The organism is Mycobacterium sp. E3251, assembly GCF_001666835.1.
In the GTDB taxonomy this organism is placed as follows: domain Bacteria; phylum Actinomycetota; class Actinomycetes; order Mycobacteriales; family Mycobacteriaceae; genus Mycobacterium.
In genome coordinates this window covers 17533-42795 of record NZ_LZJF01000154.1, presented here as the reverse complement: position 1 = coordinate 42795, position 25263 = coordinate 17533, and the positions used below count along the sequence as shown (strand labels likewise).

Annotated in this window: 17 protein-coding genes; 15 read left to right on the top strand and 2 right to left on the bottom strand. The window is 69.5% G+C overall.

From position 1 onward, the window contains the following. Nucleotides 1-29: 29 nt before the first annotated feature. The 5 genes from A5697_RS18895 (at nucleotide 30) to rplL (ending at nucleotide 7029) form a co-directional block, all read left to right on the top strand. Nucleotides 30-4202 (top strand): NEW3 domain-containing protein, encoded by a 4173-nt coding sequence (locus A5697_RS18895; RefSeq protein WP_068011660.1) that lies wholly within the window; start codon nucleotides 30-32, stop codon nucleotides 4200-4202. After that, nucleotides 4199-4810, top strand: a complete 612-nt coding sequence (locus A5697_RS18890) for a malonyl CoA-ACP transacylase (RefSeq protein WP_068011659.1) — start codon at nucleotides 4199-4201, stop codon at nucleotides 4808-4810. The genes A5697_RS18895 and A5697_RS18890 overlap by 4 nt, the downstream gene beginning before the upstream one ends. Further along, the gene (locus A5697_RS18885; protein WP_068011658.1) at nucleotides 4810-5724 is read left to right on the top strand and encodes an ROK family protein; all 915 of its coding nucleotides are present in this window, start codon (nucleotides 4810-4812) and stop codon (nucleotides 5722-5724) included. Before A5697_RS18890 ends, A5697_RS18885 begins: the two co-directional genes overlap by 1 nt. A gap of 276 nt (nucleotides 5725-6000) precedes the next feature. Beyond that, a complete protein-coding gene (gene rplJ, locus A5697_RS18880; RefSeq protein ID WP_067944858.1) occupies nucleotides 6001-6603 on the top strand; it encodes a 50S ribosomal protein L10 in 603 nt (200 codons plus the stop codon). Between the two features lie 33 nt (nucleotides 6604-6636). Further along, on the top strand, nucleotides 6637-7029 hold the full coding sequence (rplL, locus tag A5697_RS18875) for a 50S ribosomal protein L7/L12 (RefSeq protein ID WP_066951972.1): 393 nt from the start codon (nucleotides 6637-6639) through the stop codon (nucleotides 7027-7029). Nucleotides 7030-7086: 57 nt separating this feature from the next. Here the strand turns inward: rplL and A5697_RS18870 are convergent, their stop codons facing one another. Next, nucleotides 7087-7779: a TetR/AcrR family transcriptional regulator gene (locus A5697_RS18870; protein WP_369806129.1), complete on the bottom strand. Its 693-nt coding sequence runs from the start codon at nucleotides 7777-7779 to the stop codon at nucleotides 7087-7089. A 62-nt stretch (nucleotides 7780-7841) separates the two neighbouring features. Here A5697_RS18870 and A5697_RS18865 point away from each other — a divergent pair, with 62 nt between their 5' ends. The 10 genes from A5697_RS18865 (at nucleotide 7842) to A5697_RS18820 (ending at nucleotide 24399) form a co-directional block, all read left to right on the top strand. Continuing rightward, on the top strand, nucleotides 7842-9335 hold the full coding sequence (locus A5697_RS18865; RefSeq protein ID WP_068011657.1) for a carotenoid oxygenase family protein: 1494 nt from the start codon (nucleotides 7842-7844) through the stop codon (nucleotides 9333-9335). A 169-nt stretch (nucleotides 9336-9504) separates the two neighbouring features. Then, the gene (locus A5697_RS18860) at nucleotides 9505-10515 is read left to right on the top strand and encodes an ABC transporter ATP-binding protein (protein WP_066951969.1); all 1011 of its coding nucleotides are present in this window, start codon (nucleotides 9505-9507) and stop codon (nucleotides 10513-10515) included. A 391-nt stretch (nucleotides 10516-10906) separates the two neighbouring features. Continuing rightward, complete coding sequence (locus tag A5697_RS18855) at nucleotides 10907-14428, top strand: DNA-directed RNA polymerase subunit beta (RefSeq protein ID WP_156673363.1); 3522 nt, start codon at nucleotides 10907-10909, stop codon at nucleotides 14426-14428. A 41-nt stretch (nucleotides 14429-14469) separates the two neighbouring features. Continuing rightward, nucleotides 14470-18420, top strand: coding sequence for a DNA-directed RNA polymerase subunit beta' (locus tag A5697_RS18850; protein ID WP_068011656.1), 3951 nt, complete (start codon nucleotides 14470-14472; stop codon nucleotides 18418-18420). A gap of 280 nt (nucleotides 18421-18700) precedes the next feature. Beyond that, a complete protein-coding gene (locus A5697_RS18845) occupies nucleotides 18701-19456 on the top strand; it encodes a deoxyribonuclease IV (protein ID WP_068011655.1) in 756 nt (251 codons plus the stop codon). Nucleotides 19457-19466: 10 nt separating this feature from the next. Further along, nucleotides 19467-20297, top strand: coding sequence for a PHB depolymerase family esterase (locus A5697_RS18840; protein WP_068011654.1), 831 nt, complete (start codon nucleotides 19467-19469; stop codon nucleotides 20295-20297). A 51-nt stretch (nucleotides 20298-20348) separates the two neighbouring features. Then, nucleotides 20349-21977 (top strand): acyl-CoA dehydrogenase family protein, encoded by a 1629-nt coding sequence (locus tag A5697_RS18835; protein ID WP_068011653.1) that lies wholly within the window; start codon nucleotides 20349-20351, stop codon nucleotides 21975-21977. Then, a complete protein-coding gene (locus A5697_RS18830; RefSeq protein WP_067944852.1) occupies nucleotides 21974-22912 on the top strand; it encodes a crotonase/enoyl-CoA hydratase family protein in 939 nt (312 codons plus the stop codon). Before A5697_RS18835 ends, A5697_RS18830 begins: the two co-directional genes overlap by 4 nt. A 3-nt stretch (nucleotides 22913-22915) precedes the next feature. After that, the gene (locus A5697_RS18825; RefSeq protein WP_067944851.1) at nucleotides 22916-23635 is read left to right on the top strand and encodes a PaaX family transcriptional regulator C-terminal domain-containing protein; all 720 of its coding nucleotides are present in this window, start codon (nucleotides 22916-22918) and stop codon (nucleotides 23633-23635) included. Further along, nucleotides 23632-24399: a crotonase/enoyl-CoA hydratase family protein gene (locus A5697_RS18820; protein ID WP_067944850.1), complete on the top strand. Its 768-nt coding sequence runs from the start codon at nucleotides 23632-23634 to the stop codon at nucleotides 24397-24399. Before A5697_RS18825 ends, A5697_RS18820 begins: the two co-directional genes overlap by 4 nt. Nucleotides 24400-24407: 8 nt before the next feature. Here A5697_RS18820 and A5697_RS18815 read toward each other — a convergent pair whose 3' ends face one another. After that, complete coding sequence (locus A5697_RS18815; protein WP_067944849.1) at nucleotides 24408-25130, bottom strand: DUF732 domain-containing protein; 723 nt, start codon at nucleotides 25128-25130, stop codon at nucleotides 24408-24410. Nucleotides 25131-25263: the final 133 nt, after the last annotated feature.

Below are 25263 nucleotides of genomic sequence, written 5' to 3'. Positions count from 1 at the left end.
TTAGGTCTCCTCCGCCGTAAGGTGCGGGGATGCAGCTGGTTTCGGCCCACTCGGCCGAGCTGTTCGTCGGGCCGCCGAACGCGCCGTTGCAGCTGGCCCGCATCACCGTTGCCGCGGCGCCCGCCCCGACGCCGGTCCGCGTCGAGGGGGACGGGTTGAGCGGGGAGGCGGTGGCCGGAGTCGGCGAGCAGGTCGTCGAGGTCCCGGTCAGGGTGGACCGCCCGGTCGTCGGACAGCGGCGCGCGGCGCGGGCGCTGGCCGCGGGTGCCGTCGAGCCGTTCGAGTTCGTCGTGGCCGAGCCCGGCTGGACCATGTTCATGGTCAGCCACTTCCACTACGACCCGGTCTGGTGGAACACCCAGGGCGCCTACACCAGCGAGTGGACCGAGGACCCGCCGGGACGTGCCCGGCAGACGAACGGATTCGCACTCGTGCACGCGCACCTTGAAATGGCCCGCCGCGAGCCCGAGTACAAGTTCGTGCTGGCCGAGGTCGACTACCTCAAGCCGTATTGGGACACCCGCCCCGAGGACCGCGCCGACCTGTGCCGGTTCATCGCGCAGGGCCGCGTCGAGGTGATGGGCGGCACCTACAACGAACCCAACACCAACCTCACCAGCCCCGAGACCACCATTCGGAACCTGGTGCACGGCATGGGCTTTCAGCGCGAGGTGCTGGGCGCCGACCCGGCGACCGCGTGGCAGCTGGACGTGTTCGGCCACGACCCGCAATTCCCCGGGATGGCCGCCGACGCCGGGCTGACATCGAGCTCGTGGGCCCGGGGCCCGCACCACCAGTGGGGGCCCGCGCTCGGCGACGGGGACATCGAGCGGATGCAGTTCAGCAGCGAATTCGAGTGGATTTCGCCGTCGGGCCGCGGCCTGCTCACCCATTACATGCCCGCGCATTATTCGGCGGGCTGGTGGATGGACTCGGCGACGTCGCTCGCCGAGGCCGAGAACGCCACGCTCGAGCTGTTCGAACAGCTCAAGAAGGTCGCGCTGACGCGAAACGTGCTGCTGCCCGTCGGCACCGACTACACCCCGCCGAACAAGTGGGTCACCGCAATCCACCGCGACTGGGCCGCGCGCTACACCTGGCCGCGCTTCGTGTGCGCGCTGCCGCGGGAGTTCTTCGCGGCCGTACGCGCCGAACTGGCCGAGCGCGGCCGCGTGCCGTCGCCGCAGACCCGGGACATGAACCCGATCTACACCGGCAAGGACGTCTCCTTCATCGACACCAAGCAGGCCAACCGGGCCGCGGAGAACGCCGTGCTGGAGGCCGAGCGGTTCGCCGTCTTCGCCGGGCTGATGTCGGGCGCCGAGTACCCGCACGCGGCGCTCGCCAAGGCGTGGGTGCAGCTCGCGTACGGGGCGCACCACGACGGCATCACCGGCTCGGAATCCGACCAGGTCTACCTTGACCTGCTGACCGGCTGGCGCGACGCGTGGGAGCTTGGCCGCGCGACGCGCGACGCGTCGCTGGCGCTGCTTTCCCGCGCGGTCGACGCCGACGTGGTCGTGTGGAATCCGCTGGCACAGAAGCGGACCGACGTCGTCACCGCGCGGCTCGACCAGCCGCTCGCGGGCGGGGTCCGGGTGCTGGACACCGACGGTGCCGAGTTGCCCGCACACGTCGAGCACGGCGGCCGGTCGGTGACCTGGCTGGCGCGGGGAGTGCCGTCGATGGGGTGGCGGGGCTACCGGCTGGTTCCCCATGACGGCCCGAGCGGCTGGGAACCCGTGGCCGGCGCGGCGATCGCGAACGAGCACTTTCGCCTGGAGGTCGACCCGGCGCGCGGCGGGGGAGTCGTCTCCCTGGTCGCGGACGGCCGCGAGCTGATCGCCGAGGGCCGGGTGGGCAACGAGCTCGCGGTCTACGAGGAGTACGCGGCGCACCCGACGCAGGCCGAGGGGCCGTGGCACCTGCTGCCCAGGGGGCCGGTGGTGTGCTCGTCGGAGTCACCGGCGCGGGCGCGGGCCTACCACGGCCCGCTGGGGCAGCGGATCGTCGTCACCGGGCGGATCGGAGCGGTGGCGCGCTACACGCAGACCCTCACGCTGTGGCGAGGGGTGTCGCGGCTGGACTGCCGCACCACCATCGACGAATTCACCGGGGCCGACCGCCTGGTGCGGCTGCGCTGGCCGTGCCCGGTGCCGGGCGCCATGCCGGTCAGCGAGGTCGGTGACGCCGTCGTCGGGCGGGGCTTCGCGTTGCTGCATGACGGGACCGAGTCGGTGGACACCGCGCGGCACCCGTGGACGCTGGACAACCCGGCCTACGGCTGGTTCGGCCTGTCCTCGGCGGCGCGGGTCCGGGTGGGCGCGCCGCACGGCCGAGCCGTGCGCGCGATCTCGGTGGCCGAGGTGGTGTCGCCGGACGAGGCGGTGTCGGGTCCGCTCGCGCGCGAGCTGATCGTTGCGCTGGCCCGCGCCGGGGTGACGGCGACCTGCAGCGGCGCGGGCAAGCCGCGCTACGGCCACCTCGACGTCGATTCGAACCTGCCCGACGTGCGCGTCGCGCTGGGCGGACCGGCCCGCAACGCGTTCACCAAGGCGGTGCTGGCGCAGGCCGACCCGGTGTACGCGGAAGAGCTCGAGCGCCAGCTGGCGACGACGGGCCGGGCCAGGGTCTGGGTGCCCGCCGCGACGCCGTTGGCCGCGGTGTGGGTGCCGAGCGCGGACCTGCGTGCGCCGGTCGCGCTGCCGGTCCTGGTACTCGCGGGCCGCGACGCGGAAAGCCTGGCGGCCGAGATCGCGTCGGTCGCCGACGACCTCGACGACGCGGAAATCGTGGTAAGCCAAAAGGCGCCGGCGGGAACCGGCGAATTCGAGGACCGCACCGTCGCCCTGCTCAACCGGGGCGTGCCCAGCTTCGCCGTCGACGCCGAGGGCACCCTGCACACCGCGTTGATGCGGTCCTGCACCGGTTGGCCGTCGGGCATCTGGATCGACGAGCCGCGCCGCACCGCCCCGGACGGCTCGAACTTCCAACTGCAGCACTGGACACACGTTTTCGACTACGCCCTGGTCTGCGGGGCGGGCGACTGGCGTCGCGCCGAGATCCCCGCCCGCAGCGCGCAGTTCTCCCACCCGCTGCTGGCGTGCGCGCCCGGCCGGTCGGGAGGCGCGTTGCCCGCGGCGGGATCCCTGCTGAGCGTCGAGCCCGCCGGCCGGGTGCAGCTGGCCGCGCTCAAGGCGGCCGGCAACCCGCTCACGGCGGGCAGCGCCCGGCCGGTCGACCCGAGCGCGGTCGCGCTGCGATTGGTGGAGACGACAGGGGCGCCCGCGAGCGTCGTGATCGGCTCCGACATCGGCGAGGTCGGCGACTTCCGCGACGCCGACCTCCTCGAAACGCCGCGCGCCGGCGGCCGCCCGCTCGAGTTGCACGGCTATCAGGTGGCCACCGTGCTGGCTCGGTTCCACGCGCCCCCCGCACCGACGGGGGCGCCCGCGCTGGCCCCGGACACCGAAGCCGCCCAGCCGTTGTACGCGCGCTATTGGCTGCACAACCGGGGGCCCGCCCCGCTCGGCGGTCTGCCGGCCGTCGCTCATCTGCATCCCGCGCGGGTGGCCGCCGATCCCGGCGGCGAGGTCATGCTGCGCCTCACGGCGGCCAGCGACTGCAGCGACGCCACCCTGGCCGGGACAGTCACCATGGTGTGCCCGCGGGGCTGGTCGGCCAAGCCCGACGAGCTTCCCCTGACGCTGCGCAGCGGCGAATACCGCGAGACCGACGTGGCGGTGTCGGTGCCCGCCGGCGCCGAGCCGGGGCTGTACCCGGTCCGCGCACAGCTCCGCATCGGCGGGGAAGACGTCCCGCCCGCGTGGCGGCAGGCGGTCGAGGATGTCTGCCTGATCGAGGTCGGCCCGTGCGCCGAGGCGCAGCCGGTGTATCTGATCGACGGGCCGGCGGACGTCGAGTTGGCCGCCGGCGACAGGGCGGCGCTGACCGTCAGAGTCGGCACCCACGCCGGGGCGGACCTGGCCCTCGAGGCGTACCTGATCAGCCCGTGGGGCACATGGGAATGGCTGGGTCCCGCCGCGGCGGGTGCGGTGCTGCCCGCCCACGGCACCGTCGACGTGCGCTTCGACGTGAGGCCGCCGGCCGGGCTGGATCCCGGCCAATGGTGGGCCCTGGTCCGGATAGGCTGCGCCGGCCGGCTGGTCTACACCCCGGCGGTCAAGGTGACGGTGACATGAGCGTGGTCGCGACCGTCGCCGGTATTCCGGTCCTTATCGACGAGGTCGACGCTGCCGAAGCGCGGTTGCGCGGCGGGCGGGCGGGGGCCGCCCTGCCGGCCGGCGGCACCGCCGAGGGGCGTCAACTGCGGCGCTGGCTGACCCAGTTGATCGTGACCGGGCGGGTCGCCGCCGCCGAGGCCGACGCGCGCGGCCTGAGCGGGGCGGGTGCGCCGAGCGAGGCCGAGCTGCTGCCCGACGCGACGGCCCGGCTGGAGCTGGGCAGCGTCGCCGCGGCCGCGCTGGCCGACCCGCGTGCGCGGGCGCTGTTCGCCAACGTCACCGCATCGGTGCGCGTCACCGGCGAGGAGGTGGCCGCCTACCACGCTCGCAACCCGCTGCGGTTCGCCGAACCGCGCCGCGACCGGCACGGCTGGCGGGTCCCGTCACCGGTCGGCCCGCCGCTCGACGATGTGCGGCCGGCGATCGCCGACCACCTGCGGGGCGCCGCGCGGCGGCGCGCCTTCCGGGTCTGGCTCGACGCGCGGCGTGCCGAGCTGGTGCGGCTCGCCCCCGGCTACGAACATCCCGGCGACCCCCGCCAACCCGACAACGTCCACCGGCACTGATGACGACGCTCACCCTCTGCCTGGACATCGGCGGCACCAAGATTGCCGCCGGCCTCGCCGATCCCGATGGCACGCTGGTGCATACCGTCATCCGGCCCACGCCGAGCGGCGGCGGGGCGGACGAGGTCTGGGCCGCCGTCGACGCGGCCATCGCCGACGCGCTGCTCGTGGCCGGCGGTGCGGTCGCCGCCGTGGGCATCGGTTCAGCCGGCCCCATCGACCTGCAACGCGGAACCGTCAGCCCCATCAACATCAAAGGCTGGCACGGCTTTCCGCTGCGGGACAGGGTGGCCGCCGCCGTGCCGGGGGTGCCGGTACGGCTCGGCGGCGACGGCTTGTGCATGGCGCTGGGTGAGCACTGGCGCGGCGCGGGCCGTGGCGCCGACTTCCTGCTGGGCATGGTGGTGTCCACCGGTGTGGGCGGCGGACTGGTGCTCGGCGGCGTCCCCTACACCGGGCGCACCGGCAACGCCGGCCACGTCGGGCACGTGGTGGTGGAGGACGACGGGCCGCCGTGCGTGTGCGGGGGCCGCGGCTGCGTCGAGACCATCGCGTCCGGACCGTCGATGGTGCGGTGGGCGCGGGCCAACGGGTGGGTCGCGCCGCCCCCCGCGGGCGCCCGGGATCTGGCCGCGGCGGCGGCGGCCGGCGAGCCCGTCGCCGACCGGGCGTTCCGCCGGGGAGCTACCGCGCTCGCAGCGATGATCGCCTCGGTCGGCGCGGTCTGCGACCTGGACCTCGTCGTCGTCGGAGGAGGCGTCGCGAACTCCGGCCGCCTGCTCTTCGACCCCTTGCGGGCGAAGCTGGCCGAGTACGCCAGGCTGGACTTCCTGGCCGGTCTGCAGGTGGTGCCCGCCGAACTCGGCGGCGCGGCCGGACTGGTCGGCGCCGCCCGGCTGGCGGCCCTCGGCTGACCGTCCCGGCCGCCTGGAGGCCGCCGTTTTGGCTGACGAGGGCGGGTCAGGCTATCCTGGTGGCCGATCCACCGAAGACCGTCGGTCACCGAGAAATCGGTTGAAGGTCCGGGAGCATCCCGGCGGCCCACGCAGGAGGACGAGGCAACAAGGCCGGCATGCGCCGGCGTCTTTCACGCCCCGGCCGCTTCCTGCGCCGGGGCGTACTTGATTCTCAGGCGTCTCTCCGGTGATCACAGACGACACGTCGCATCGCTTTCACATCAGGAGGTACGCATGGCCAGGGCTGACAAAGCCACCGCCGTTGCAGACATCGCCGAGCAGTTCAGGGAGGCGACCGCGACCCTGATCACCGAGTACCGCGGTTTGACCGTGGCCAACCTGGCCGACCTGCGCCGCTCGCTGAGCGGATCGGCCACCTACTCGGTGGCCAAGAACACGCTGATCAAGCGGGCGGCGTCGGAAGCCGGCGTCGAGGGTCTCGACGAACTGTTCGCCGGACCCACCGCGATCGCGTTCGTCACCGGGGAACCGGTGGACGCGGCCAAGGCCATCAAAACCTTCGCCAAGGACAACAAGGCGCTGGTCATCAAGGGCGGCTACATGGACGGCCGCGCGCTGACCGTCGCCGAGGTCGAGCGCATCGCCGACCTGGAGTCGCGCGAGGTGCTGCTGGCCAAGCTGGCCGGCGCGATGAAGGGCAACCTCGCCAAGGCCGCCGGCCTGTTCAACGCGCCCGCCTCGCAGGTCGCTCGCCTCGCGGCCGCCCTGCAGGAAAAGAAGGCCAACGAGGCGCCCGCCGCGCCTGCGGCGGCCGCCCCAGAACCAGCTTCGGAAGCACCCACTGAGGCTCCGGAAACCCCGGCCGAAGCCGAATAACCCCAACCGGAAATTAGGAAGGACCCACACACCATGGCGAAAATGTCTACCGACGACCTGCTCGACGCCTTCAAGGAAATGACCCTGTTGGAGCTCTCCGACTTCGTCAAGAAGTTCGAGGAGACCTTCGAGGTCACCGCGGCCGCTCCGGTCGCCGTCGCCGCGGCCGGCCCGGCCGCCGGTGGCGCCCCCGCCGAGGCCGCCGAGGAGCAGTCCGAGTTCGACGTCATCCTCGAGGCCGCCGGCGACAAGAAGATCGGCGTCATCAAGGTGGTCCGCGAGATCGTCTCCGGCCTGGGCCTCAAGGAGGCCAAGGACCTGGTCGACGGCGCGCCCAAGCCGCTGCTGGAGAAGGTCGCCAAGGAGGCCGCAGAGGAGGCCAAGACCAAGCTCGAGGCCGCCGGCGCCACGGTCACCGTCAAGTAGCTCCACTCGCAAAACCCCCGGGACCGCCTCGCGGCGCTCCCGGGGGTTTTCGTGTGCTCAGCCCAGCGATTGCGCCACTCGTTCTGGTGAATCACCCAGAGCGACAAGGAGATTCGAATTCATCGACGCGAGCAACGGCAGCACCGCGTCGCCGTCGTGACCGTAGTAGCCGGCCAGCTCAAGCATCACGAATCCATGGATCAACGCCCAGAACTGGGCGGCCGTCGACAGCACCGCCGCGTCGTCGTCCGGCGCGCCGGCGCTGATCCGGCCCGCCAGCATGCACCGATGCACCCCCCGCACCACATGCGCGAAGCTGGGAATGTGCTCCTCGATCTCGGCGACCGTGAGGGCCAGGACGTTGCCCGCCGGCGCGTTGATGCCGTGCGCGCTGGTGCTGCCGAACATCAGCCGGTACATGTGCTGATGCTTGATGGCGAAGCGCCGGTAGGCCGCGCCGGTCGCGAACAGGTCGGCGACCGGGTCGGCGGTCTGCGGCACGGTTAGCGCGGCGTCGAACTGGCGCAGTCCCTCGGCGGCCACCTCGGCGATCAGGCCCTGCATCCCGCCGAAGTGCGTGTACACCGCCATCGTCGACGTTCCCGCCGCGGCCGCGACCTTGCGGGTCTGCAGCGCGTCGGGCCCATGCTCGTTCAGCAGGCCGACCGCCGCGGACAGCATCTCGTCGCGGACACTGCGTTGCCCGGCGGGCGCGGTGCCCGCAGTCGCTTCTGAAGTCATCGTTGCCATCTTCCCATCCACGGCGTACGTTGCCTATAACAACGTCATATCAATGTTATAGGAGTTCAGCGATGACGTCCGCGCAAATCTCCGAGACCCGGAATCCCTATCTGGAGGGCCTGCTGGCGCCGGTGCGCGCCGAAGTGACCGCGACCGACCTGCCGGTCACCGGCCGCATCCCCGAGCACCTCGACGGACGCTATCTGCGCAACGGTCCCAACCCGGCCGAGGAGGTCGACCCCGCCACCTATCACTGGTTCAGCGGCGACGGGATGGTGCACGGCGTCGCGCTGCGCGACGGGAAAGCCCAGTGGTACCGCAACCGGTGGGTGCGCAGCCTGTCGGTGTGCGGCGCCCTGGGCGAGCCGACGCCGGGCCGGCTCAACCCGCGGGCGGGCATGCTCTCGCTGGGCGCCAACACCAACGTCCTGGCCCACGCCGGCCGCACCCTGGCGCTGGTCGAGGGCGGGGTGGCCAACTACGAGCTGACCGACGAGCTGGACACCATCGGGACATGCGACTTCGACGGCACCCTGGCCGGCGGCTACACCGCCCACCCGCACCGCGACCCGCGCACCGGCGAATTGCACGCCATCTCTTACTCGTTCGCCCGCGGCCGGACCGTGCAGTACTCGGTGATCGACACCCGGGGTCGCGCGCGCCGCACGGTGGACATCGAGGTGTCGGGGTCGCCGATGATGCACGACTTCTCGCTGACCGACTCCTACGTCGTCGTCTACGACCTGCCGGTGACGTTCGACCCGATGCAGGTGCTGCCGGTGACCATGCCCCGCTGGCTGGGCCTGCCGGCCCGGCTGGTGATGCAGTCGCTGATCGGGCGCGTGCGGGTGCCGAGCCCGCTCAACGCGATGATGAACCGAAACCCCAAGCACTCCGACCGGATGCCGTACGCCTGGGACCCCGGCTACCCGGCGCGCATCGGGGTCATGCCGCGCGAGGGCATGAACTCCGACATCCGCTGGTTCGACATCGAACCCTGCTACGTCTACCACCCACTCAACGCCTACTCCGAGATGCGGGACGGCACCGAGGTTTTGGTGCTGGACGTGGTGCGGTACGCGCGGATGTTCGACCACGACCGGCGCGGGCCCGGCGAAGCCCCGCCGACCCTCGAGCGCTGGACCATCAACCTCGCGACCGGCGCGGTGAGCACCGAATGCCGCGACGACCGGCCGCAGGAATTCCCGCGGATCAACGAGACACTGCTGGGCCGGGAACACCGCTTCGGCTACACCGTCGGTGCGTCCTTCCAGGGCGCCGCGTCCGCGCTGTACAAGCACGACTACGCCACCGGGGGCAGCGTGGTCGCGCCGCTCGACCCGGACCTTTTGCTCGGCGAGATGTCCTTTGTGCCCAACCCCGGGGGCTCCGCGACGGACCGAGCCGAGGACGACGGCATTTTGCTGGGCTACGGCTATCACCGCGAGCGCGACGAAGGCCAGTTGGTCTTGCTGGACGCCGCGACGCTCGAGCCGGTGGCCACCGTGCACCTGCCCCAGCGGGTGCCGATGGGCTTCCACGGCAATTGGGCGCCCACTGGCTAACGTGAGTTGAATAAGACGACCGCCGCCGAGCGCGGCGGGATCTCAGGTCAGCCAATTTTTGTCGGCTGTGCCGCGCAACCCTGATGCCGTGCAGCAAGCGTGCGCTACAGTGACTCATGCCACATAAAAGGGCAGGTGGCGGGCATGTGCGTCGACGGAAGGATCTCCCATGGGTGTCGCTATTGAGGTGAACGGCCTCACGAAGTCCTTCGGGTCGTCGAGGATTTGGGAAGACGTGACGCTGGAGATCCCGGCCGGGGAGGTCAGCGTGCTGCTGGGGCCGTCGGGTACCGGCAAATCGGTGTTTCTGAAGTCCCTGATCGGTCTGCTGCGGCCGGAGCGCGGCTCGGTCGTCATCGACGGCACCGACATCCTGCAGTGCTCGGCCAAGGAGCTCTACGAGATCCGCACGCTGTTCGGCGTCATGTTCCAGGACGGCGCGCTGTTCGGTTCGATGAACCTGTTCGACAACGCCGCCTTCCCGTTGCGCGAGCACACCAAGAAGAAGGAAGGCGAGATCCGTGACATCGTCATGGAGAAGCTGACCCTGGTGGGTCTGGGCGGCGACGAGAAGAAGTTCCCCGGCGAGATCTCGGGCGGTATGCGCAAGCGCGCCAGCCTGGCCCGCGCCCTGGTGATGGACCCGCAGATCATCCTTTGCGACGAGCCGGACTCGGGTCTGGACCCGGTCCGTACCGCCTACCTGAGCCAGCTGATCCTCGACATCAACGCCCAAATCGACGCCACCGTCCTGATCGTCACGCACAACATCAACATCGCCCGCACCGTTCCGGACAACATGGGCATGCTCTTCCGGCGCAAGCTGGTCATGTTCGGCCCGCGCGAGGTGCTGCTGACCAGTGACGAGCCGGTGGTGCGGCAGTTCCTCAACGGCCGCCGCATCGGGCCGATCGGCATGTCCGAGGAAAAGGACGAGTCGACGATGGCCGAAGAGCAGGCCGCCCTCGAGGCCGGTCAGCACGCCGGCGGTGTCGAGGAGATCGAGGGGGTGCCCCCGCAGATCGTCGCCTCGCCGGGAATGCCGGAGCGCAAGGCCGTCGCCCGCCGCCAGGCGCGGGTGCGCGAGATCCTGCACACCCTGCCGCAGAAGGCACAGGCCGCGATCATCGACGACATGGAGGGCACCCACAAGTACCGTGCGCACGAAGTCGGCGACTAGCGGCCCGGTTCGAGTTGCGATAACTTCGCGTAACTCTCCCGGCCCGCCCTCTTGACGACGGGGCGTAAACCGGCCAGTCTGTTGGGCAGCATGGATCCAGTGGAAAGTCGAGATGCCAGCCAGCGCCGATGTCCCTGGATCGCTTGTGCTGGACAGTTGAGGAATGCGCCGCCCTGCGCTATTGTTGGACGTTGCGCTGGCTACCTCCTGCCCACCTCACCCGCCACTTGACAATGTGGTCTAAGCCTGAGCCCCCTCTAGCGGCTTAGTTCTTTAGTTGTGCGCGTGAGATTCGGACAGATCGTTCGCCGGCCAAACCGACACAATTCGCGGCGAACAGACCGGTGGTTCCGGTTCTCGTGAGTCGCACGAGGTGCTGGAAGGATGCATCTTGGCTGATTCCCGCCAGAGCAAAACGGATCGCCCACAAAGTTCCTCTAATGGAAGTTCCTTAAACGGCTCCGTACCCGGAGCGCCTAACCGAGTTTCCTTCGCCAAGCTACGCGAACCGCTCGAGGTTCCCGGCCTGCTCGACGTGCAGATCGACTCCTTCGAGTGGTTGATCGGCTCTCCCCGTTGGCGCGAGGCCGCGGCCGCCCGCGGCGACGTCAAGCCGGTCGGTGGTCTCGAGGAGGTGCTCGACGAGCTCTCGCCGATCGAGGACTTCTCCGGCTCGATGTCGCTGTCGTTCTCCGATCCCCGTTTCGACGAGGTCAAGGCGCCGGTCGACGAGTGCAAAGACAAGGACATGACGTACGCGGCCCCGCTGTTCGTCACGGCCGAGTTCATCAACAACAACACCGGCGAGATCAAGAGCCAGACGGTGTTCATGGGTGACTTCCCGATGATGACCGAGAAGGGCACCTTCATCATCAACGGGACCGAGCGCGTGGTCGTCAGCCAGCTGGTGCGCTCGCCCGGCGTGTACTTCGACGAGAGCATCGACAAGTCCACCGAGAAGCTGCTGCACAGCGTCAAGGTGATCCCCAGCCGGGGCGCGTGGCTGGAGTTCGACGTCGACAAGCGCGACACCGTCGGCGTGCGCATCGACCGCAAGCGCCGCCAGCCCGTCACCGTGCTGCTCAAGGCGCTGGGCTGGACCAACGAGCAGATCCACGAGCGGTTCGGCTTCTCCGAGATCATGATGGGCACGCTGGAGAAGGACAACACCGCCGGCACCGACGAGGCGCTGCTGGACATCTACCGCAAGCTGCGCCCGGGCGAGCCGCCGACCAAGGAGTCCGCGCAGACGCTGCTGGAGAACCTGTTCTTCAAGGAGAAGCGCTACGACCTGGCCCGCGTCGGCCGCTACAAGGTCAACAAGAAGTTGGGTCTGCACGCCGGTGAGCCGATCACGTCGTCGACCCTGACCGAGGAAGACGTCGTCGCCACCATCGAGTACCTGGTGCGCCTGCACCACGCCCGTACGGATGGCCAGCCCGCGGTCATGACCGTCCCCGGCGGCATCGAGGTGCCGGTGGAGACCGACGACATCGACCACTTCGGCAATCGCCGCCTGCGTACCGTCGGCGAGTTGATCCAGAACCAGATCCGGGTCGGCATGTCCCGGATGGAGCGGGTCGTCCGCGAGCGGATGACCACGCAGGACGTCGAGGCGATCACGCCGCAGACGCTGATCAACATCCGGCCCGTGGTCGCCGCGATCAAGGAGTTCTTCGGCACCAGCCAGCTCTCCCAGTTCATGGACCAGAACAACCCGCTGTCGGGGCTCACCCACAAGCGCCGGTTGTCGGCGCTGGGCCCCGGTGGTCTGTCCCGTGAGCGGGCCGGGCTGGAGGTCCGTGACGTACACCCGTCGCACTACGGCCGGATGTGCCCGATCGAGACTCCCGAGGGTCCCAACATCGGTCTGATCGGCTCGCTGTCGGTGTACGCGCGGGTCAACCCGTTCGGCTTCATCGAGACGCCGTACCGCAAGGTGGTCGACGGTGTGGTCACCGACGAGATCCACTACCTGACCGCCGACGAGGAGGACCGCCACGTCGTGGCGCAGGCCAACTCGCCGATCGACGACAGCGGCCGGTTCGAAGAGTCGCGCGTCCTGGTCCGCCGCAAGGCGGGCGAGGTCGAGTACGTGCCGTCGTCCGAGGTCGACTACATGGACGTCTCGCCGCGCCAGATGGTGTCGGTGGCCACGGCCATGATTCCGTTCCTCGAGCATGACGACGCCAACCGTGCCCTGATGGGCGCCAACATGCAGCGCCAGGCGGTTCCGCTGGTGCGCAGCGAGGCGCCGCTGGTGGGCACCGGCATGGAGCTGCGCGCCGCGATCGACGCCGGCGACGTCGTCGTCGCGGACAAGGCCGGGGTGATCGAGGAGGTCTCCGCCGACTACATCACCGTGATGGCCGACGACGGCACCCGGCACACCTACCGGATGCGCAAGTTCGAGCGTTCCAACCACGGCACGTGCGCCAACCAGTCGCCGATCGTGGACGCCGGAGACCGGGTCGAGGCCGGCCAGGTCATCGCCGACGGTCCGTGCACCGAGAACGGTGAGATGGCGCTGGGCAAGAACCTGCTCGTGGCGATCATGCCGTGGGAGGGTCACAACTACGAGGACGCGATCATCCTCTCCAACCGCCTGGTCGAAGAGGACGTGCTCACCTCGATTCACATCGAGGAGCACGAGATCGACGCCCGCGACACCAAGCTGGGCGCCGAGGAGATCACCCGGGACATCCCGAACGTCTCCGACGAGGTGCTGGCTGACCTCGACGAGCGCGGCATCGTCCGCATCGGCGCCGAGGTCCGCGACGGCGACATCCTGGTCGGCAAGGTCACCCCGAAGGGGGAGACGGAGCTGACCCCGGAGGAGCGGCTGCTGCGGGCGATCTTCGGTGAGAAGGCGCGCGAGGTCCGCGACACCTCGCTGAAGGTGCCGCACGGCGAGTCCGGCAAGGTCATCGGCATCCGGGTGTTCTCCCGCGAGGACGACGACGAGCTGCCCGCCGGCGTCAACGAGCTGGTGCGCGTCTACGTGGCCCAGAAGCGGAAGATCTCCGACGGCGACAAGCTCGCCGGCCGGCACGGCAACAAGGGCGTGATCGGCAAGATCCTGCCCGTCGAGGACATGCCGTTCCTGCCGGACGGCACGCCGGTCGACATCATCCTGAACACCCACGGTGTGCCGCGACGGATGAACATCGGCCAGATCTTGGAGACCCACCTCGGGTGGGTGGCCAAGTCCGGCTGGAACATCGAGGGTTCGCCCGACTGGGCCGCCAACCTGCCGAAGGAGCTGCAGAGCGCGGAGCCCAACGCCATCGTCTCGACGCCGGTGTTCGACGGCGCCCGGGAGGCGGAGCTGCAGGGCCTGCTGTCCTGCACGCTGCCCAACCGGGACAACGAGGTGATGGTGAACGGCGACGGCAAGGCGGTGCTGTTCGACGGCCGCAGCGGTGAGCCGTTCCCGTACCCGGTGACGGTCGGCTTCATGTACATCATGAAGCTGCACCACCTGGTGGACGACAAGATCCACGCCCGCTCCACCGGTCCGTACTCGATGATCACCCAGCAGCCGCTGGGTGGTAAGGCGCAGTTCGGTGGCCAGCGGTTCGGTGAGATGGAGTGCTGGGCCATGCAGGCCTACGGCGCCGCGTACACGCTGCAGGAGCTGTTGACCATCAAGTCCGACGACACGGTCGGCCGGGTCAAGGTGTACGAGGCGATCGTCAAGGGCGAGAATATCCCCGAGCCGGGCATCCCGGAGTCGTTCAAGGTGCTGCTCAAGGAGCTGCAGTCGCTGTGTCTGAACGTCGAGGTGCTCTCGTCGGACGGCGCGGCGATCGAATTGCGCGAAGGCGAGGACGAGGACCTCGAGCGGGCTGCGGCCAACTTGGGAATCAACCTGTCCCGCAACGAATCCGCGTCCGTTGAGGACCTGGCTTAATCACTTTTAGTTACTAAACCCGCAAGGGGAAAGGGAGTTACGTGCTCGACGTCAACTTCTTCGATGAACTCCGTATCGGCCTGGCCACCGCGGAGGACATCAGGCAATGGTCTTACGGCGAGGTCAAAAAGCCGGAGACGATCAACTACCGCACGCTGAAGCCGGAGAAGGACGGCCTGTTCTGCGAGAAGATCTTCGGACCGACTCGCGACTGGGAGTGTTACTGCGGCAAGTACAAGCGCGTCCGCTTCAAGGGCATCATCTGCGAGCGCTGCGGCGTCGAGGTGACCCGTGCCAAGGTCCGCCGCGAGCGGATGGGCCACATCGAGCTGGCCGCGCCCGTCACGCACATCTGGTACTTCAAGGGTGTGCCGAGCCGGCTCGGTTACCTGCTCGACCTGGCCCCGAAGGATCTCGAGAAGATCATCTACTTCGCGGCGTACGTGATCACGTCGGTCGACGACGAGATGCGGCACAACGAGCTGTCCACGCTCGAGGCCGAAATGATGGTGGAGCGCAAGGCCGTTGAGGACCAGCGCGACGCCGACCTGGAGGCCCGCGCGCAGAAGCTCGAGGCCGACCTGGCCGAACTGGAGGCCGAGGGCGCCAAGGCCGACGCCCGCCGCAAGGTGCGCGACGGCGGCGAGCGGGAGATGCGCCAGCTCCGTGACCGGGCCCAGCGTGAGCTGGACCGGCTGGAGGACATCTGGAGCACCTTCACCAAGCTGGCCCCCAAGCAGCTGATCGTCGACGAGAACCTCTACCGCGAGCTCGTCGACCGCTACGGCGAATACTTCACCGGCGCCATGGGCGCGGAGTCGATCCAGAAGCTCATCGAGAACTTCGACATCGACGCCGAGGCCGAGATCCTGCGCGACGTCATCCGAAACGGCAAGGGGCAGAAGAAGCTTCGTGCGCTCAAGCGGCTGAAGGTGGTCGCGGCCTTCCAGCAGTCGGGCAACTCGCCGATGGGCATGGTGCTCGACGCGGTGCCGGTCATCCCGCCGGAACTGCGCCCGATGGTGCAGCTCGACGGTGGCCGGTTCGCCACGTCCGACCTGAATGACCTGTACCGCCGCGTGATCAACCGCAACAACCGCCTCAAGAGGCTGATCGACCTCGGTGCGCCCGAGATCATCGTCAACAACGAGAAGCGGATGTTGCAGGAGTCCGTCGACGCGCTGTTCGACAACGGCCGCCGCGGCCGGCCGGTCACCGGGCCGGGCAACCGTCCGCTGAAGTCGCTCTCCGATCTGCTCAAGGGTAAGCAGGGCCGGTTCCGCCAGAACCTGCTCGGCAAGCGTGTCGACTACTCGGGCCGTTCGGTCATCGTGGTCGGCCCGCAGCTCAAGCTGCACCAGTGCGGTCTGCCCAAGCTGATGGCGCTCGAGCTGTTCAAGCCGTTCGTGATGAAGCGGCTCGTCGACCTCAACCACGCGCAGAACATCAAGAGCGCCAAGCGAATGGTGGAGCGGCAGCGTCCCCAGGTGTGGGACGTCCTCGAAGAGGTCATCGCCGAGCACCCGGTGCTGCTGAACCGCGCACCCACCCTGCACCGGCTGGGCATCCAGGCCTTCGAGCCGATGCTGGTGGAAGGCAAGGCGATTCAGCTGCACCCGTTGGTGTGTGAGGCGTTCAACGCCGACTTCGACGGTGACCAGATGGCGGTGCACCTGCCGCTGTCCGCGGAGGCGCAGGCCGAGGCGCGCATCCTGATGCTGTCCAGTAACAACATCCTGTCGCCCGCGTCCGGGCGCCCGCTGGCCATGCCGCGTCTGGACATGGTGACCGGGCTGTACTTCCTCACCACCGAGGTCGACGGCGACAAGGGCGAATTCCGCGCGGCCGCAAAGGATCAGCCGGAGGTGGGCGTGTACTCCTCGCCGGCCGAGGCGATCATGGCCGCCGACCGCGGCGTGCTCTCGGTGCGGGCGAAGATCAAGGTGCGTCTGACGCAGCTGCGTCCGCCCGCCGAGATCGAGGCGGAGCTGTTCGGTGCCAACGGCTGGCAGCCGGGCGATGCCTGGATGGCCGAGACCACGCTGGGCCGGGTGCTGTTCAACGAGCTGCTGCCGGTGGGCTACCCGTTCGTGAACAAGCAGATGCACAAGAAGGTGCAGGCTGCCATCATCAACGATCTCGCCGAGCGCTACCCGATGATCGTGGTCGCGCAGACGGTGGACAAGCTCAAGGACGCCGGCTTCTACTGGGCGACCCGCAGCGGTGTCACGGTCTCGATGGCCGACGTGTTGGTGCCGCCGCGCAAGAAGGAGATCCTCGACCAGTACGAGGAGCGGGCCGAGAAGGTCGAAAAGCAGTTCCAGCGCGGCGCTTTGAACCACGACGAGCGCAACGAGGCACTGGTGGAGATCTGGAAGGAGGCCACCGACGAGGTCGGTCAGGCGCTCCGCGAGCACTACCCCGCCGACAACCCGATCATCACGATCGTCGACTCGGGTGCCACCGGTAACTTCACCCAGACCCGAACGCTGGCCGGCATGAAGGGCCTGGTGACCAACCCGAAGGGTGAGTTCATCCCGCGTCCGGTCAAGTCGTCGTTCCGCGAGGGCCTGACCGTGCTGGAGTACTTCATCAACACGCACGGTGCCCGAAAGGGCTTGGCGGACACCGCGTTGCGTACCGCCGACTCGGGTTACCTGACCCGTCGTCTGGTGGATGTCAGCCAGGACGTCATCGTCCGCGAACACGACTGCGAGACCGAGCGCGGCATCCTCGTCGAGCTGGCCGAGCGTCAGCCCGACGGCACCCTGATCCGCGACCCGTACATCGAAACCTCGGCGTACGCACGGACTCTGGGCGCCGACGCGGTCGACGAGGGCGGCAACGTCGTCGTCCGCCGCGGTGAGGACCTGGGTGACCCGGAGATCGACGCCCTGCTGGCGGCCGGCATCACGCAGGTCAAGGTGCGCTCGGTGCTGACGTGCACCACCGGCACCGGCGTGTGCGCGACCTGCTACGGGCGGTCCATGGCCACCGGAAAGCTGGTCGACATCGGCGAGGCCGTCGGCATCGTCGCCGCCCAGTCCATCGGCGAGCCCGGCACGCAGCTGACCATGCGCACCTTCCACCAGGGTGGTGTCGGTGAGGACATCACCGGCGGTCTGCCCCGGGTCCAGGAGCTGTTCGAGGCCCGCGTCCCGCGCGGCAAGGCCCCGATCGCGGACCTCACCGGGCGGGTGCAACTGGAGGAGGGCGAGCGCTTCTACAAGATCACCATCATTCCCGACGACGGGAGCGAGGAGGTCGTGTACGACAAGCTCTCCAAGCGGCAGCGTCTGCGTGTCTTCAAGCACGAGGACGGTTCCGAGCGGGTGCTCTCCGACGGCGACCACGTCGAGGTGGGCCAGCAGCTGATGGAAGGCTCGGCCGACCCGCACGAGGTGCTGCGCGTGCAGGGCCCCCGCGAGGTGCAGATCCACCTGGTCCGCGAGGTCCAGGAGGTCTACCGCGCCCAGGGTGTGTCGATCCACGACAAGCACATCGAGGTGATCGTCCGCCAGATGCTGCGCCGCGTCACCATCATCGACTCGGGCGCAACGGAGTTCCTGCCCGGTTCGCTGATCGACCGTGCGGAGTTCGAGGCGGAGAACCGTCGGGTGGTGGCCGAGGGCGGCGAGCCCGCCGCCGGCCGTCCGGTGCTGATGGGCATCACGAAGGCGTCGCTGGCCACCGATTCGTGGCTGTCGGCGGCGTCGTTCCAGGAGACCACGCGAGTCCTGACCGATGCGGCGATCAACTGCCGCAGCGACAAGCTCAACGGTCTGAAGGAGAACGTGATCATCGGAAAGCTGATCCCGGCCGGTACCGGTATCAACCGGTACCGCAACATCCAGGTGCAGCCGACCGAGGAGGCCCGGGCCGCCGCGTACACGATCCCGTCCTACGAGGATCAGTACTACAGCCCGGACTTCGGCCAGGCCACCGGTGCCGCGGTGCCGCTGGACGACTACGGCTACAGCGACTACCGCTAGTTCGACGACGATGCGGCGAGGTAACTCGCCGCTGAGGAGTCGGACAATCGAATCGAGTCCACACCGAAAAGCCCCGGGTTCGCCCGGGGCTTTTTCGTTGGCCCGAGCGTCACCCTGGTGTGGCGCCCGCCCAACGCGGCCGCATCATTCGCCACATCGGTACCGCTCAAGGACCACCACTCGATCCCCGAATTTGATATCGCGGGCGCTATCGAATTTGGGGCTCGCCTATTGGTTCCGCGCACCTCCTCGCGCCCGGCTTCCCAACTACACTGGCCGCGTGCTCATCGGTTCACATGTCCACAACGACGACCCCCTGGCCGCCGCCCAGGCGGATGGCGCCGACGCGGTGCAGTTCTTCCTGGGCAACCCGCAGAGCTGGAAGAAGCCCAAGCCGCGCGACGACGCCGAGGCGCTGAAGGCGTCCACCATCCCGCTGTATGTCCACGCGCCGTACCTGATCAACGTGGCTTCGGCCAACAACCGCATCCGCATCCCCTCGCGCAAGATCCTGCAGGACACCTGCGACGCGGCGTCGGAGATCAACGCGACGGCGGTGATCGTGCACGGCGGCCACGCCGACGACGACGACATGGAGGCCGGCTTCGAGCGCTGGGTCAAGGCGCTGGACTACCTCGAAACCGAGGTGCAGGTGTACCTGGAGAACACCGCCGGCGGTGACCACGCGATGGCGCGCCACTTCGACACCATCGGCAGGCTCTGGGATCGCATCGGCGACAAGGGAATCGGCTTCTGCCTGGACACCTGCCACGCGTGGGCCGCGGGTGAGGAGCTGATCGACGCGGTGGACCGGATCAAGGCCCTGACCGGACGCATCGACCTGGTGCACTGCAACGACTCGCGCGACGCCGCCGGCTCGGGCGCCGACCGGCACGCCAACTTCGGCACCGGCCAGATCGATCCCGAGCTGCTCGCCGCGGTCGTCAAGGCCGCCGACGCGCCGGTCATCTGCGAGACCGCCGACGAGGGCCGCAAGGACGACATCGCGTTCCTGCGGGAAAAGACCGGCGGCTGAGACCCGGCCCGTGCTTGGTCGGCTCGTAACCCTCCTCCGGGTCGTCCTGCTGGTCGTGAGCTGTTCGCCGGCGCCGCCCTCCGGCTTCGTCACCGGGACCAGCCTGCACCACCTCGAAGTGGGCGGACACGATCGCAGCTACCGGCTCTACGAACCGGCGGGCAAACCCGCTTCGCCGCCGCTCGTCGTCGTGCTGCATGGCTATTCCGGGAGCGCGAGACAGGTCGAAAGGGATTACGGTTGGGACGAATTGGCCGATTCGGCCAAGTTCGTCGTCGCGTACCCGGATGGACTCGAGCGGGCCTGGAACGTCGACGGGGAAGGCTGCTGCGGCCGGCCGGGGCGGGAGGGTGTCGACGACGTCGCCTTCGTCAGCGCGGCCGTCGCCGACATCGCCAAGCACCTCGGCACCGACCCCGCCCGCGTCTATGTCGCCGGCATGAGTAACGGCGCCATCATGGCCTACACGCTGGCTTGCACCACCGACCTCTTCGCCGCGATCGGACCGGTGGCGGGCACCCAGCTCAACCGCTGCCCCAACCCGCGTCCGGTCTCGATCGTGCACATCCACGGCACGGCGGATCGGCTGGTGCCCTACGGCGGCGGGCAGGGCTTCAGCGTGATCAACGGTCCCTCGGTACCCGAGGTGAATGCGTTCTGGCGCAACGTCGATCAGTGCGCGGCCCCGGCGACCACGACGAATGGCCCCCTCAACACGTCGACGGCGGGATGTGCGGGCAGCCGCGGCGTCACGCTGATCACGATCGAGGCGGGCGGTCACGAGTGGCCCCCGTTCGCCGCACGGACGCTCTGGGAATTCTTCGCCGCGCACCCACGGTAACGCCCTATTACACCTCTTGTGCGGCTGTCGGAAAAATGTAACATGAGTGGCATGTCGGATACGCATGTCGTCACCAACCAGGTCCCCCCGCTGGAGAATTACAACCCCGCGACGTCCGCGGTGCTCGTCGAGGCCCTGATCCGCGAGGGCGGGGAATGGGGACTGGAAGAGGTGAACGAGGTGGGCGCGATCGCGGGTGGCCCCGAAGCGCAGCGCTGGGGCGAGCTCGCCGACCGCAACCGGCCCATCCTGCACACCCACGACAAGTACGGCCATCGGGTCGACGAGGTCGAGTACGACCCGGCCTACCACGAGTTGATGCGCACGGCGATCGCCACCGGCATCCACGCCGCGCCGTGGGCCGACGACCGCCCGGGCGCGCACGTGGTGCGGGCGGCGAAGATGTCGGTCTGGAACGTCGAGCCCGGCCACACCTGCCCGATCTCGATGACCTACGCCGTGGTCCCCGCGCTGCGCTACAACCCCGAGCTCGCCGCCGTTTACGAGCCCCTGCTGACCAGCCGCGAATACGATCCCGAACTCAAGCTGGCCACCACCAAGCGCGGGATCACCGCCGGCATGTCGATGACCGAGAAGCAGGGCGGATCCGACGTGCGCGCCGGCACCACGCAGGCGACCCCGAACGCAGATGGCAGCTACAGCCTGACGGGCCACAAGTGGTTCACCTCGGCGCCGATGTGCGACATCTTCCTGGTGCTCGCGCAGGCCCCGGGCGGGCTGTCGTGCTTCCTGTTGCCGCGGGTGCTGCCCGACGGCACCCGCAACCGAATGTTCCTGCAGCGCCTCAAGGACAAGCTCGGCAACCACGCCAACGCCTCCAGCGAGGTCGAGTACGACGGTGCGACCGCGTGGCTGGTGGGCGAGGAGGGCCGCGGCGTCCCCACCATCATCGAGATGGTCAACCTGACCCGCCTGGACTGCACCCTGGGCAGCGCCACCAGCATGCGCACCGGCCTCACCCGCGCCATCCACCACGCCCAGCACCGAAAGGCGTTCGGCGCCTACCTGATCGACCAGCCGCTGATGCGCAACGTGCTGGCCGACCTCGCCGTGGAGGCCGAGGCCGCGACCATCGTCGCGATGCGGATGGCCGGCGCCACCGACAAGGCGTTGCGCGGCGACGACCAGGAGGCGCTGCTGCGGCGCATCGGCCTGGCGGCCAGCAAGTACTGGGTGTGCAAGCGCGCCACCCCGCACGCCGCCGAGGCGCTGGAATGCCTGGGCGGCAACGGATATGTCGAGGACTCGGGCATGCCGCGGTTGTTCCGCGAGGCGCCGCTGATGGGCATCTGGGAGGGCTCGGGCAACGTCAGCGCGCTGGACACGTTGCGCGCCATGGCCACCCGGCCCGAGTGCGTCGAGGTGCTGTTCGCCGAGCTGGCCGAAAGCGCCGGCGCGGACCCGCGACTCGGCGGTCACGTCGAGCGGCTGCGCCACGACCTGACCGACCTGGACACCATCGCGCACCGCGCCCGCAAGGTGGCCGAGGACATCTGTCTGGCGCTGCAGGGTTCGCTGCTGGTCCGCCACGGCCACCCCGCCGTCGCGGAGGCCTTCCTGACCACCCGGCTCGACCGCCAGTGGGGCGGGGCCTACGGCACCATGCCCGCCGGCCTCGATATGGCCCCGATCCTCGAGCGTGCTCTAGTAAAGGGATGACGCACGCGATCAGGCCGGTCGACTTCGACAACCTGAAGACCATGACCTACGAGGTCACCGACCGGGTTGCCCGGATCACCTTCAACCGCCCGGAGAAGGGCAACGCGATCGTCGCGGACACCCCGCTGGAGCTCTCGGCGCTGGTCGAGCGCGCCGACCTCGACGCAGGCGTGCACGTCATCCTGGTGTCGGGCCGCGGCGAGGGGTTCTGCGCCGGGTTCGACCTGAGCGCCTATGCCGACCGCACCGGCTCGGCCGGCGGGACCGGCGCCTACGAGGGCACCGTGCTGAGCGGAAAGACGCAGGCGGTCAACCACTTACCCGACCAGCCGTGGGACCCGATGATCGACTACCAGATGATGAGTCGATTCGTGCGCGGCTTCTCCAGCCTGATGCACGCCGACAAGCCGACGGTGGTCAAGATCCACGGTTACTGCGTGGCCGGGGGCACCGACATCGCGCTGCATGCCGACCAGGTGATCGCCGCCGCCGACGCCAAGATCGGCTACCCGCCCACGCGGGTGTGGGGCGTCCCGGCGGCCGGGCTGTGGGCGCACCGGCTCGGCGACCAGCGCGCCAAGCGCCTGCTGTTCACCGGTGATTGCATCACCGGCGCGCAGGCGGCCGAGTGGGGGCTGGCGGTCGAGGCCCCGGACCCGGCGGACCTCGACGAGCGCACCGAACGGCTCGTGCAGCGGATCGCCGCGGTGCCCGTCAACCAGCTGATGATGGTCAAGCTCGCGCTGAATTCGGCTCTGCTGCAACAGGGTGTGGCCACCAGCAGGATGGTCAGCACCGTGTTCGACGGCGTTGCCCGGCACACCCCGGAAGGTCACGCCTTCGTCGCCGACGCCGTGGAGCACGGATTCCGCGACGCGGTGCGGCATCGCGACGAACCCTTCGGTGACTACGGCCGCCGCGCGTCACAGGTGTAAACCGTGCCCACCATGACGGCCCGGTCGGTGGTGCTCAGCGTGCTGCTGGGGGCCCACCCGGCCTGCGCCAGTGCGAGCGAATTGGTCAGACTCACCGCCGATTTCGGCATCAAAGAGACGGCCCTGCGAGTGGCGCTGACCCGAATGGTCGGCGCCGGTGACCTTATCCGCTCCGCCGACGGCTACCGGCTCTCGGATCGCCTACTTGCCCGCCAGCGGCGGCAGGACGACGCCATCAACCCGCGGGTCCGGCCGTGGCGCGGGGAGTGGATCACGCTGATCGTGACCAGCGTGGGCGGTGACGCGCGGACCCGGGCCGCCCTTCGAAACGCCCTGCACGGCAAGCGCTTCGGCGAACTACGCGAGGGCGTCTGGATGCGACCCGACAACCTGGGCATCGATCTCGATCCCGAGATCGATGCCCGCGTGCACGTCCTGCGGGCCCGCGACGACGATCCCGCCCGGCTGGCCGCCCAGCTGTGGGACCTGCCGGCCTGGGCCCGCGCCGGCCACCGGCTGCTCGACGAGATGGCCACCGCACCAGACATTCCCGGCCGTTTCGTGGTCGCGGCGGCGACGGTGCGGCACCTGCTCACCGACCCGGTGCTGCCCGACGAACTGCTGCCGGACGACTGGCCCGGGGCCCGGCTGCGCGCGGCCTACCACGACTTCGCCACCGAGTTGCTCGAGCGGCGGGAACCACTATTTACGGAGGCAAAATGAGCGATCCGGTGCGTATCGAGCGCAACGGCCCGGTGACGACGGTGATCCTGAACCGCCCGGCGGCGCGCAACGCGGTCAACGGCCCCACCGCCGCGGCGCTGTACGCGGCGTTCGACGAATTCGACCGCGACGACACCGCGTCGGTTGCCGTGTTATGGGGCGACGGCGGAACCTTCTGTGCCGGAGCGGATCTGAAGGCCTTCGACACCCCCGACGCCAACGCCGTGCACCGCACCGGTCCCGGCCCCATGGGCCCGTCGCGCATGGTGCTGTCCAAACCGGTGATCGCCGCGGTCAGCGGCTACGCCGTCGCGGGCGGGCTGGAGCTGGCCATCTGGTGCGACCTGCGGGTGGCCGAGGAGGACGCCGTGTTCGGGGTGTTCTGCCGGCGCTGGGGGGTGCCGCTGATCGACGGCGGTACCGTGCGGCTGCCGCGGCTGATCGGGCAGAGCCGCGCGCTGGACATGATCCTGACCGGCCGCGGGGTCAAAGCCGACGAGGCGCTCGCGATGGGGTTGGCCAACCGCGTCGTGCCCAAGGGCCAGGCACGGCAGGCGGCCGAGGAGCTGGCCGCCCAACTGGCCGCGCTGCCCCAACAGTGCCTGCGATCCGACCGGCTTTCCGCGCTACATCAATGGGGCTGGACGGAATCCGAGGCGATCGACTTCGAGTTCGCCAGCATCTCCCGCGTCGCCGCCGAGGCGAACGAGGGGGCCGGGCGGTTCGCCGCCGGCGCCGGCCGGCACGGGGCCCCCGCAGGCTAGCCGGTCCCTTACGGTGCGAGCCGCACCCTGCCGGGTGGCGTGGGCGGGGCGGGCGGCTCCGGGCCGGCGCCGCTGCCGCCGGGGGATCCGCCCGGCGCCGGTGCAGCGGGCGCCTGCTGTTGCGGTCCCGGTTGCGGCTCCTGCGCCGGGGGTGGCGGCGGTTGTTGCCGTGGAGACGGCGTCGCGACCGGCGCGGGTGGCGTCAGGATCTGTGCTGTCGGCGGCGGGGGCGGCGGAAGCTGCGGCGGGTCCGGCTGGCCGGTTTCCCCCGCGGGGATCACGTGCAAGGCCGATCGCGGCTCCCGAAGATTCGGTTCGTCAGCGCCCGGCAGGGGATTCGCCATGGATTGCAGGGCAGCGATCTTCGGTTGGTTGTTGGGGCAGTAGGCCTCGACTGCGGCGGAGATGAACCGGGCAATGGTGCGCGCGACGCGGTCGGGTGGGTATTGGCCGCCGGCCCCGTTGGCATTGAACGCCCTCTCCCGCATGTCGTCGACGACGCCGTCCGCCGACATGCCGCCATCGAGTTGGCGGCAAATTCTGTGGGCGGTGGCGATGAGGCTCGGCACGTTCTCGAGGGCGGGGATTTGCTTTTGGTTGAGCAGCGCCAAGAACTGGTCATCGGGGTTGGGGTCGGCCGCCGCCGCGCCGTGCGGCAGCATCACGACGCCGGTCAGTACCACAATGGCCGCAACCAGTGCGCGGGCGTGATTGCTGGTACCGGTGAACATGGCTGGCTTCCGTTCTGCTGGCAAAAATCATATGCCCATGGTCTGCCCGCGGCACCTCGACGGCGCGGTATGCGGGTCGTACACCGGGGTGCCAGAGAAGCAGCGGCGCCATGCGCCCCGGCCGCACCGCACC